Source organism: Effusibacillus consociatus (genome assembly GCF_042652925.1).
GTDB classification, from domain to species: domain Bacteria; phylum Bacillota; class Bacilli; order Tumebacillales; family Effusibacillaceae; genus Effusibacillus; species Effusibacillus consociatus.
Genome location: NZ_JBHSHC010000120.1, coordinates 21,904 through 31,635 on the forward strand (window position 1 = coordinate 21,904; position 9,732 = coordinate 31,635).

The following is a 9,732-nucleotide window of genomic DNA, read 5'->3' on the forward strand; positions in this document are numbered from 1 at the left end:
TTTCCGTCATATAATGATGGGAGAAAGGGGCTTTCCATATGATGAATGTGAGCAATCGGGAGGCCGCCGAAGTAGGCAAACGGCTTCTCGCTTGGTACAACGAGAGCAAACGCGACCTGCCGTGGCGCAGGACAAGCGATCCATATAAGATTTGGGTGTCGGAAGTGATGCTTCAACAAACGCGGGTGGAAACCGTAATCCCTTATTGGACCCGGTTCATGGAGCGTTTTCCGACAGTAGAATCACTTGCAGCCGCTCCCGAAGAAGAGGTGTTAAAACACTGGGAAGGGCTTGGGTATTATTCCCGGGCACGCAATTTGCAGTCTGCAGTACGCGAGGTTCATACGAAATATGGCGGGCGCGTACCGGATACGCTGGAAGAGATCTCCTCATTGCCTGGCGTCGGACCTTATACTTCCGGTGCGGTATTGTCTATTGCGTATAACGTGCCTGTGCCAGCCGTTGACGGGAATGTTTTTCGTGTATTGTCCCGCCTGTTTCTGATTGAAGATGATGTGTCCAAACCGGCCGCCCGCAAGAAGTTTGAAGGACTGGCGGAATTTCTGATCCCGCCGGGGGAGGCGTCAGACTTCAATCAAGCGTTGATGGAACTGGGGGCACGAATCTGTATCCCCAAGTCTCCCCGCTGCCCGTCATGTCCCTTGCAGGAGGTTTGCAGGTCACATAAAGAAGGCGTACAGGAAGATCTCCCGGTGAAAGGGAAGAAGAAGCCCCCCCGTCCCCTCGATATTGCGACCGGTATCGTCCGGTATGAGGAGAAGGTGCTTCTTACACGACGGCCATTGGAAGGGCTGCTTGCGGGAATGTGGGAGTTCCCTGGGGGTGAAGTGGACAACGGAGAATCACACGAGAATGCATTGCAGCGTATCCTTTGGGAAAAATGGGCTCTCCGTCTGACGGTGAATTCCCACTTTGCCGACGTTCAACATACATTCAGTCACCTGCATTGGAATCTGCAAGCTTACACTTGTGAAGTGATCGGTGAACCTGTGGCGGAGTCGGAGACGGCGCGTTGGGTGAACGTTTGGGAGTTGGCCGATTTTCCTATGCCGGTAGCCCATCAGAAACTTGCGAAAGCGCTGCAGGGATTGGTCTAGGAAGGGGATTGAGCGATGGGACGAGTTCGAGGATTCTTTGAATACAAAATTGTTCCCGAACAAAGGGAGAGTTATTTGGAGTGGGCGGCAGAGTTCAAGCGAAAGATGAATGAAGCAGGGATTGCCGATATCGAAGTATTGGAAAGCAATCAGCGTACAAATCAGTTTATTGAAACATTTACGGTCGAATCGATCGATCGATTTGAAGCGGTTCGCGAAAGTTTGAACGTTCAACCTGACTATCAGGAACTGCAGAGCCGATTGGACAAAATGCTCCAGGGTGGCCGTGAATCGATGAAAATCTGGTTTTTTTCGGAAATATGATACAATATACGAACGGGGGTGACATGCCGTGGTGACAATTACCGATCTGGCGGTAGAAAAAATTAAAGAGATTCTAAAAGAGCAAAACCAGGAACACCTGAGCATCCGAATCAAAGTAACTCCTGGCTGAGGCGGTTTCAAGTATCAGATGACTCTGGATGAGTCACAAGCTCAAGACCGTCAGATTGAAGCCAAGGGGCTGCGTTTTCTTTTTGATCCGTTTGCGGCATCGCAGATTGACGGGGTGCAGATTGATTATGATGAATTTGAGGATGATTTTTCTGTGCGGGTACCGAACGTGCCGCAGTCATCCTGCTAGAATCCGGAGGGTATATGGCTGCCGAACAAACAGTTAACTATACGATTCGTAAAATGGAAAGGTGTGTCTGTGCCACATTTGTTTATGGAGAGGATTCTTTAAACTCTCCGTACTTCACTGTTTACTTTATCGCAAACAACTCGGGCGTCATTACGGTCTATGACAAATCCACTCCGACCGGAAACGCAAGCGGTGATGGAACGGAAATGTATATCGATCAGTTAAAGAGCGCGTCGATGGAAGTGAAGAAAGGGCACAACAAGTATGACATCCTGCAGTTCATTTATGATGAACTGAGCCGGATTGGGGAAAAGCTGCAAAACGAGGGCAGGCCGCTGCTCGATTCGGATGTTGCGAAGTTAATGACCAAGTTGGGATCAAAGTTTTCGGCCTAGGTATGAGGCTTGTAAATCAGAATACAATGAGGAAGTAGGAGGCGAGATTATGTACTCAAACTATACGACCGGTACACGGGTGACGATGGGAGATCTGTTCCCTGCTCTGTTTTTTAGTTTGTTGCTTGCTACAGCCGGGTTGTATGTTGGGCAGTCTGTTCCCCCGGCATTGTTTCTGCCGTTGATGATTGTTGAAATCATCATGATCGTGGCTGCCATGTTCATTCGCCGCAGGCGAGTGGTGGGTTACGGTTTTCTGTTTACGTTTTCGTTCATCTCGGGGATTACATTATTTCCGGCAATCAGAGATTACGTAAGTCACATCGGAGCCCCGATTGTGCTTCAGGCGTTCGCAGTGACCGTCATCGCTTACGGAGGAGCCGCTTTGTATGCGGGTATTACAAAAGCGGATTTCAGCTTCCTCGGCGGGTTCCTGTTTATTGGTCTGATTGCCCTGTTAGGGATGGGAATCGTTAGCTTCTTTTTTCCGTTCTCCCGGACTGCCGACTGGGTTTACACTTTGCTTGGCGTGTTCATCTTCCTTGGCTATACCTTATATGATTTCTCCCGGGTTGTCCGTTACGGGGTGAGCCGGGAAGAAGTACCGATGGTGGTGCTGAGTCTCTACCTGAACTTTGTAAACCTGTTCTTGTTCATCCTGCGTTTGTTCGGATTGAATCTGAAACGGGATTAATGCCCATTCGACAAAAAATTCTGCCACGCTGCCAAAGCATCGTGGCTTTTTTATCTGCAGATCAGTAAAATAAAGATATGAAAAGAAACCAATCATCGAACGGTAAAATCTATCAGAATATTGCAGTCCAAATCCAAAGGTACATCCAGGAAGGCTATCTGAACCCGGGGGACAAGCTGCCTTCCATGAAAGAACTGGCCAAACAGTTTGGAGTCAGCCGTCCCACGATCCGAGAGGCATTGTCCTCCTTGCAAGCGATGGGGCTGGTTGAACTGCGCCAAGGGGATGGCACGTTTGTCTCCCAGGTGGATTTGAACAAGCATCTCTATGCACCTCTGCAGGCCGCCTTACTCATTGGACGCAACGATCTTGTCAGCTTGCATGAAGTGCGTACGATTCTTGAGGTTGGTGCCAGCCGCTGGGCTGCATTGAACCGGACAAGCCAGGCTTATGAAGAAATTGCGTCCGCATTGATTGAATTTGAATGGGCTGTCTCCGATGCCGATATCGTCCAGGCGGATATCCGTTTTCACCAGGCCATTGCTGCGGCTACAGGGAATCCGGTGATCCAGAATTTGATGAATACGTTGACCGAATCGCTGATGGATGTGATTCATGCCACTCTCCCGGTTCTTCCTTATCGGGAGGTAGCGCAATACTATGCGGACTGGGCGGAAGCGATAAGAGAAGGACACCCTGAACGGGCGTCCCGTGTGGCAGAAAAATATTTGCACAAAGTGGGAGAGGTTATCAAACGGCCTATTCGCCCTTAAACGAGTACTCCCGACTCATTACTTCTTCGTAGATCTTCTTTATTGTTTCAATTTCTCGCTGAACCGAATACCGGTCTTTTACCCATTGTTGGCCGGCTGCTGCCAGTTGATGCCTCAGTTGCGAGTCTTCGATGTACCAGATCGCTTTTTCTGCAAACTCATCTTCATTCGAGTACAAAAATCCGTTCACGCCATCTTCAATCAAATCGACGTTGCCAGGCACTCTTGAAGCTAACACCGGCTTGCCAAGAAACATCCCTTCCAGCAATGCGTGGGATAAGCCTTCCGACTTGGAGGTGTTCAGGATTACGTCCGCCGCCGCCAGCAGCGCGGGCATATCTTGATGATCCACTTCTCCCAAATAGATCGCCCATTCGGTACTATCCATCTTTTTTTCAAACTCGGAAAAAAGGGTCTGGTCCATCGCCGGCCCTGCCACAGCAAACCGTACCGCCGGATAGCGTCCGTGTACTCTGCGCAGTGGCTCATAGGCAGCCAGCGGATTTTTCACAGGTCGGATTCCGGCAGGAAGTAAGAAAACAAACTCTCCATCTTGAAATCCGAAATCTGCACGGGTTTTTTCGTTCCTTTTCGGGAGGTCAATTCCCAAATTGACAACGACGGACTTTGCCCCCCCCGAAGGAACCAGGTCAATCAATTGCTGTCTGGAGGTTTGGGTCAACTGAATGATTTGGGAGGCATATTCCACTACCTGGTAGGTTTCCTCCCGTGTTTCCTCTTTGGTCATGTATTCGTTGATGTCTGTGCCTGTGATGGTCAGAATCATCGGTTTCTCAAGTTCCTTGACGATGGGAAGCACAAACCGGCCTGTTCGGAAAGCGTTGAATACATGCACGATATCCGCTTTTTCGTAATGGTGGAGTTGTACGGAATCGAGAGATTGGATTTCGATATCAATTTTGTGGGGAGCAAGCCCCTTTTTGATGCGGGTCGAATATGTGATGTTGCCGCCGGAACGAGGTTGGTTCGGAGGCAGTACGAGCAGTACGTTCATAAATAGTCCTTCTTTCAATCAGTTGATGAGAAATTGGATTCGGTGTTATGATGACCTCAGAGAAGAGTGGAGGTAATCATATGTCCCGAAATGTCAAAATCGTTTATTTTATCTTGACGTTATTGGTGATGGGCAGTTTCGCCATGGTAGGCATCATGTTCTCGGAAGCAATGTACGGGTATGGAGTGCTATTTCTTGTCCTTGGGCTGCTTTTGGCGGGCGGAGGGTTCTCGCTGAAAAAACGGTTTCTGAAATAAAGTATGTTACTGAAATTGTCCTAGAATAAAAAATGTTTGTCAACTTTTAAAAAAGTAACAGAGATCACAAAGTGTGCAGGCGCCACCCGGTAGCAACCGTGTCGCGCCGATAAAGGCAGGTCGCGCAACTCCTCCTGGCTCCGGCCCACATACATGCCCGACACCTCCAAGTTCCAGTGGTTTCGAGATAGCTTGGGGAATTTCGGGGGAAGATTATACATGGAATCCAAACGTATCAGGATCGGCTGGGAAGGGAGGTCACAACTTATGATCAAAGTTACTGAGCGAGCCCAAAGGGAACTGTCCGAATGGGCATCTGAGGAGCAACCCGATGTTTATGTCCGTTTAATGGTGATCATGGAAGGCGGCTGAGGCGCCAACATGACATATGATCTCGCTCTGGATGAGCCGAGACAAGGCGATGAAGTGTATTCCTGCGGAAATGTGCATGTTGTGGTGGACAAAGGGTCGCGAGTGTACTTTGAGGATCACCTCACCATTGATTATGATGACGGTCTTGGTGCCTATAAATTAAAAAGCCCCGAGCGGATGATCCCCGGAGTGTTTCAGGTTTAAGGTTTAACAAAACCCCGCAGGAGAAACGCCTGCGGTTGCGCATGAATTTAACCAAAACAGCGAGAATTCCCCCGCCTCTCGAAGTGAAGGCGGGGGAGTGCTCATAGTCCGAGAATGTTATAGCCGGCGTCGACGTGGATGATTTCGCCTGTAATGCCGGAAGAAAGGTTGGACAGTAAGAAGAGAGCGGTATTGCCCACTTCTTCTTGGGTGACGCCGCGACGCAGCGGAGCTTTCTCGGAAACATGTTTGAGCATGGTGGAGAAGTCGCGTACGCCGCGGGCAGCCAAGGTCATGATCGGACCGGCTGAAATCGCGTTTACACGGATATTTTCAGGACCGAGGTCAGCTGCGAGATACTTCATGCAGCTATCCAGAGCCGCTTTGGCGACGCCCATCATATTGTATCCTTGAACCACACGCTCCCCGCCGAGATAGGTCATGGTAAGGATGGAACCGCCGTCTTTCATCAATTTCCGCGCGCGTTGAGTCACAGCTACCAGAGAGTAAGCGGAAATATCTTGTGCAAGAGCGTAACCGGCTCTGGATGTATTGACGAAGAGTCCCTCCAAATCTTCTTTCTGCGCAAATGCGAGGGAATGAACGAGTCCGTCCAGGGTGCCTACTTCTTTTTCCAGGGTGGAGAAGACTGCGTCAATTTCTTCATCTTTTGTAACGTCGCAGGAAAGCACAATGCTTCCGGGCATGTCCTGGACAAGTTCCTTGATGCGGCGTTCCACGCGTTCGCCCTGATAGGTGAAGGCCAATTTTGCACCGGCGTTATGTAAGGATTGAGCAATTCCCCAGGCGATGCTTCGTTCATTTGCAACGCCCATGATTAATATCGTTTTGCCCTGTAACAAATTTTGCATGATGATGCTCCCTTCCGATAATCCCTGTTAGAGGAGTGCTTCGTATCTGAAGCCTTTTTTATTTTACCAAAAATTGCGTACAAGTTCGACTATCACGTCGGTGAAACCTTTTGCTATTCTACACGTAGATAGAGGCACTATGCAAATGGGGAGGCGCGTTTGTTGACTTAACGAATAAATAGGGAAATACTAAAAAGGCGTAACCAATCAGGTCACGCCTTTCAATACAGTGTATTACTATGCAGTTTCCAACGCAGGAGCAAGAGTTTCCACTTTCGGAACTTTGGAAGTTCTTACTGCCTGATTGCCTGTTCGCAGGGTGTGCACAGTAATTTCGGGACGGGAACGGAGACGGACATTCAAACCGCTTTGTCCAAGACCTTCGGAGATGTAGAGAGTCTTTCCGTTTACCACGTGAATACCTTTCAGGATATCCTGCTTCGGCAATTCACCGAATCCTCCCATGATACGATGCAGATAAGGAATTAAGTTAAACTGCCCGCCATGGAAGTGACCGGAGAGGATGTAATCCGCTTTGTGATCTTCCTTCATTGCGAGAACGGTGTTGGGATCATGCGCGAGGACCAGATGGATACCCTCTTCGGGAACGTTCGCATACGATTTGGCAATGTCGCTTTTACCAAGGCAGAAATCATCGATTCCGATAATGGTAAGCGGAGTTCCGTTAATATCGATTGTTCTTGACTCGTTGCGCAGGATATGACAGCCGAGGGCCTCGATTGCTTCGGCAAACTCATCGATCTGATCACCCAAGTAGTGGTCATGATTGCCAAATACCATATAGATGCCGTACTTCGGATTCACCCGCTTAATCTCTTTCAGGTACTCCAAGCATTTGTCAATGTTGTGGTAGCGATCCAGGTAATCACCCGTCATTACAATCAAGTCAGGATTTGCTGCTGCTACCAGGCTGTGCATCCGCTGTGGAGAGATCGACTGTCGTTCCATATGCAGGTCGGACAGTTGAACAATTTTCAGGTCATCAAGCCCATTTTTATTGGGAATGGTCATCTCGACGTCTCGCAAGACCGGCCGAAATGTGTTCCAATAAGAATAGGCAAGAAGTAGAGTAAGAGTTGCGAGTGCAAACCACCAGATCAAGATGATCACTCCTTTCTTTCGATTTTTTGTTTGGTTTATCCGATCATTGTCCGGTTTTATAGCCCACTAAGTTTTTATCTTACTAGATTGAGAGGGAAAAATCATTGATCATTATCTGGGAGCACTGGGAAAAGGGAGGGTTTTGTTCTGCGGAAAGTTACTATTTTGTCTATAAAGCATGATGGATTCGCTCATCGCAGTTGGGATGCTGCGGTGGTGCTTGAGGAAGAGCCGCTTCGGCTCGCTATTTCTCCACACACTCCGGTTCGTAACTCGGATGGCTCCGTTTGGACAAGCGATTATGAGGTGGAGGCGTATTTTCACCCGGAATATTGGTTTAATGCGTTTCTTTTAAAAAAATCGGATGGTAGCGAATGGTATTGCAATGTCGCTGCTCCCCCGCTGTTTAATAAAAAGAAAAACGAAGTGCATTTTGTTGATTACGACCTTGATGTATATGTGTATGCCGATGGGAGTTTCAAGGTATTGGACCGGGATGAATATGAGGAAAACGCCCAACGAATGAGATATTCCGAGGAAATTCGGGATAAGGTGGAGGAAGGATTGCGGCAATTGCTTCAGGCAATCAGTGAACGTCGCGAACCTTTTTCATATAGAGTATAATAGTGTGATAGCAGCTATTAGAAGTTGGTACTAAGGAGGTACATATGTCGTCGTTAAAAGGAAAAGTGGCTCTGGTAACAGGAGGCAGTCGGGGAATTGGAAAGGTGATTGCGCTGACTCTCGCCGATCAGGGCTGTGATGTGATCATAAATTTTTTCAGAAACCGGAAACCGGCTGAAGAAACGGCCGAACAGATCCGTGCGAAAGGCGTTCGCTGTCATATAATCAAGGCCAATGTGGGAGATATCGAAAAGATTGGTGCGATGTTCGAAGAAATTGAGTCTGAATTTGGCGGATTGGATATTTTGATCTCCAATGCGGCTTCCGGTGTGCTGCTGCCTTTAATGGAGCTGAAAGAAAACCATTGGGATTGGACGATGGAAATTAATGCAAAGGCACTGTTGTTCTGTGCACAAAAAGCGGCTCCGTTAATGGAGAAACGCGGGGGCGGGAAAATTGTTTCATTATCCAGCCTGGGCTCGATGCGCGTCCTTGAAAACTACACTACAGTCGGGGTATCCAAAGCCGCGCTAGAAGCATTGACGCGTTATCTGGCGGTTGAGCTGGCTCCCCAAAATATTATCGTGAACGCGGTATCCGGTGGAGCGGTCGACACCGATGCGTTGACACATTTCCCCAATCGGGAAGAATTGTTGGAAGCTGCTCGCCGGCGAACACCCGCAGGTCGCCTCGTTGAGCCGCAAGATCTTGCGAACGCGGTTGCGTTCCTATGCTCGGATCAGGCAAGGATGATTCGCGGCCAGACGATTATTGTGGATGGCGGAGTGTCACTATTGGGAGACTGATTTGGGGAATCAATTTGCCGAATGTACGTTGGATCTGGTCAAGGCTGCCCAGAGATCAACGGATCAAAGGGGAGAAGGGCTTTAATGCCGTGCCTGATCATGAGGGAACAGCTGAGATCGGGTACGGCATACTCGTTTATCAGGAGGCAGAGGAACACATTTCGAATGGCATACACGTTAATTGAATGGGCGTTTCAAACAACCGGTCGTAAAACGGGTGACTCGGGGTGTGTTTGAAGTCTATTTTGAATCCGAATTTATTTTCTCACCCGCCAGGTTAAAGCGAATATACTTTCCGTGTTCCAAGTCAACCGGAAATGACCAGTAGAAAGTTCCGTCTCCAGATACCATTAAATGTAAATTGAGCTCCATAAACTCATCCCGCTTGTATCCTAACGTTTCGAGTTTTTTGAGCATTTGTTCTCTTGACAGGTGTTCCTTCGTACCCAATTGCACTTGTTCCACTTTTCCGGAGGGGTGAAGTACTACACCCCATTCTTCTTTTTTCTTGTTCTCACAAATACAGACCCAAGGCATATATTTAGGAGGGCCTTGTATATACCTCAGATCCTTTGGTGTGTATCCGAGTTCGGCAAGTTGTTTTCTGGCTTTTTCTATCGATACGGACGGTCCGTTTCCAATTGGAACGAAAGCACAACCGGTCAACAATAGAAATACGAACAGTACAGGAATTAGGCCACCCTTTCTAAAATTGTCTTTACGAACCGAGTGGTTTGCTGTCATCAACAACACCTCCGTTTTATATTGTAAGACTCTCGGAATTAAAATTTCCTTACAGGCTCTAGTCTCTTGACTAGGGCCATTTATTGTTTCACC

Annotated in this window: 14 protein-coding genes; 10 read left to right on the forward strand and 4 right to left on the reverse strand. The window is 48.4% G+C overall.

The window, feature by feature from the left end:
- Positions 1-38: 38 nt before the first annotated feature.
- The 6 genes from mutY to ACFO8Q_RS18055 all read left to right on the forward strand — a co-directional run bounded on the left by mutY (position 39) and on the right by ACFO8Q_RS18055 (position 3,623).
- Positions 39-1,118 carry an A/G-specific adenine glycosylase gene (gene mutY / locus ACFO8Q_RS18030; RefSeq protein ID WP_380027564.1) on the forward strand — a complete coding sequence of 360 codons (1,080 nt, stop codon included), beginning with the start codon at positions 39-41 and terminating at the stop codon, positions 1,116-1,118.
- Between the two features lie 15 nt (positions 1,119-1,133).
- Positions 1,134-1,442: a hypothetical protein gene (locus ACFO8Q_RS18035; RefSeq protein WP_380027566.1), complete on the forward strand. Its 309-nt coding sequence runs from the start codon at positions 1,134-1,136 to the stop codon at positions 1,440-1,442.
- Between the two features lie 148 nt (positions 1,443-1,590).
- The gene (locus ACFO8Q_RS18040; RefSeq protein WP_380027568.1) at positions 1,591-1,761 is read left to right on the forward strand and encodes a hypothetical protein; all 171 of its coding nucleotides are present in this window, start codon (positions 1,591-1,593) and stop codon (positions 1,759-1,761) included.
- A gap of 14 nt (positions 1,762-1,775) precedes the next feature.
- Complete coding sequence (locus tag ACFO8Q_RS18045) at positions 1,776-2,156, forward strand: hypothetical protein (RefSeq protein WP_380027570.1); 381 nt, start codon at positions 1,776-1,778, stop codon at positions 2,154-2,156.
- Between the two features lie 49 nt (positions 2,157-2,205).
- Entirely contained in the window at positions 2,206-2,850 is a 645-nt protein-coding gene (locus ACFO8Q_RS18050; RefSeq protein WP_380027572.1) for a Bax inhibitor-1/YccA family protein, read from the forward strand.
- Positions 2,851-2,927: 77 nt separating this feature from the next.
- Positions 2,928-3,623 carry a FadR/GntR family transcriptional regulator gene (locus ACFO8Q_RS18055; RefSeq protein ID WP_380027574.1) on the forward strand — a complete coding sequence of 232 codons (696 nt, stop codon included), beginning with the start codon at positions 2,928-2,930 and terminating at the stop codon, positions 3,621-3,623.
- Here ACFO8Q_RS18055 and ACFO8Q_RS18060 read toward each other — a convergent pair.
- Entirely contained in the window at positions 3,610-4,638 is a 1,029-nt protein-coding gene (locus ACFO8Q_RS18060; RefSeq protein WP_380027576.1) for a glycosyltransferase, read from the reverse strand. The genes ACFO8Q_RS18055 and ACFO8Q_RS18060 overlap by 14 nt on opposite strands.
- A gap of 80 nt (positions 4,639-4,718) precedes the next feature.
- Between ACFO8Q_RS18060 and ACFO8Q_RS18065 the strand changes: the two genes are divergently transcribed.
- A complete protein-coding gene (locus ACFO8Q_RS18065) occupies positions 4,719-4,895 on the forward strand; it encodes a hypothetical protein (protein WP_380027578.1) in 177 nt (58 codons plus the stop codon).
- Positions 4,896-5,276: 381 nt separating this feature from the next.
- Positions 5,277-5,471 carry an iron-sulfur cluster biosynthesis family protein gene (locus tag ACFO8Q_RS18070; protein ID WP_380027580.1) on the forward strand — a complete coding sequence of 65 codons (195 nt, stop codon included), beginning with the start codon at positions 5,277-5,279 and terminating at the stop codon, positions 5,469-5,471.
- A gap of 101 nt (positions 5,472-5,572) precedes the next feature.
- Here ACFO8Q_RS18070 and fabI read toward each other — a convergent pair whose 3' ends face one another.
- Both fabI and ACFO8Q_RS18080 read right to left on the reverse strand, forming a co-directional pair.
- Positions 5,573-6,343: an enoyl-ACP reductase FabI gene (gene fabI / locus ACFO8Q_RS18075; protein WP_380027582.1), complete on the reverse strand. Its 771-nt coding sequence runs from the start codon at positions 6,341-6,343 to the stop codon at positions 5,573-5,575.
- A gap of 237 nt (positions 6,344-6,580) precedes the next feature.
- A complete protein-coding gene (locus ACFO8Q_RS18080) occupies positions 6,581-7,465 on the reverse strand; it encodes a metallophosphoesterase (RefSeq protein ID WP_380027584.1) in 885 nt (294 codons plus the stop codon).
- A gap of 165 nt (positions 7,466-7,630) precedes the next feature.
- Between ACFO8Q_RS18080 and ACFO8Q_RS18085 the strand changes: the two genes are divergently transcribed.
- Entirely contained in the window at positions 7,631-8,089 is a 459-nt protein-coding gene (locus ACFO8Q_RS18085) for a DUF402 domain-containing protein (RefSeq protein ID WP_380027586.1), read from the forward strand.
- A 44-nt stretch (positions 8,090-8,133) separates the two neighbouring features.
- A complete protein-coding gene (gene fabL / locus ACFO8Q_RS18090) occupies positions 8,134-8,895 on the forward strand; it encodes an enoyl-[acyl-carrier-protein] reductase FabL (RefSeq protein WP_380027588.1) in 762 nt (253 codons plus the stop codon).
- Positions 8,896-9,135: 240 nt separating this feature from the next.
- Here fabL and ACFO8Q_RS18095 read toward each other — a convergent pair whose 3' ends face one another.
- Complete coding sequence (locus ACFO8Q_RS18095; RefSeq protein ID WP_380027590.1) at positions 9,136-9,639, reverse strand: hypothetical protein; 504 nt, start codon at positions 9,637-9,639, stop codon at positions 9,136-9,138.
- Positions 9,640-9,732: the final 93 nt, after the last annotated feature.

Excerpts from the sequence above, each read along its gene's own strand:
- mutY (WP_380027564.1), top strand. The coding sequence starts at position 39 with ATGATGAATGTGAGCAATCGGGAGGCCGCCGAAGTAGGCAAACGGCTT.
- ACFO8Q_RS18035 (WP_380027566.1), top strand. The coding sequence starts at position 1,134 with ATGGGACGAGTTCGAGGATTCTTTGAATACAAAATTGTTCCCGAACAA.
- ACFO8Q_RS18040 (WP_380027568.1), top strand. The coding sequence starts at position 1,591 with ATGACTCTGGATGAGTCACAAGCTCAAGACCGTCAGATTGAAGCCAAG.
- ACFO8Q_RS18045 (WP_380027570.1), top strand. The coding sequence starts at position 1,776 with ATGGCTGCCGAACAAACAGTTAACTATACGATTCGTAAAATGGAAAGG.
- ACFO8Q_RS18050 (WP_380027572.1), top strand. The coding sequence starts at position 2,206 with ATGTACTCAAACTATACGACCGGTACACGGGTGACGATGGGAGATCTG.
- ACFO8Q_RS18055 (WP_380027574.1), top strand. The coding sequence starts at position 2,928 with ATGAAAAGAAACCAATCATCGAACGGTAAAATCTATCAGAATATTGCA.
- ACFO8Q_RS18060 (WP_380027576.1), bottom strand. The coding sequence starts at position 4,638 with ATGAACGTACTGCTCGTACTGCCTCCGAACCAACCTCGTTCCGGCGGC.
- ACFO8Q_RS18065 (WP_380027578.1), top strand. The coding sequence starts at position 4,719 with ATGTCCCGAAATGTCAAAATCGTTTATTTTATCTTGACGTTATTGGTG.
- ACFO8Q_RS18070 (WP_380027580.1), top strand. The coding sequence starts at position 5,277 with ATGACATATGATCTCGCTCTGGATGAGCCGAGACAAGGCGATGAAGTG.
- fabI (WP_380027582.1), bottom strand. The coding sequence starts at position 6,343 with ATGCAAAATTTGTTACAGGGCAAAACGATATTAATCATGGGCGTTGCA.
- fabL (WP_380027588.1), top strand. The coding sequence starts at position 8,134 with ATGTCGTCGTTAAAAGGAAAAGTGGCTCTGGTAACAGGAGGCAGTCGG.
- ACFO8Q_RS18095 (WP_380027590.1), bottom strand. The coding sequence starts at position 9,639 with ATGACAGCAAACCACTCGGTTCGTAAAGACAATTTTAGAAAGGGTGGC.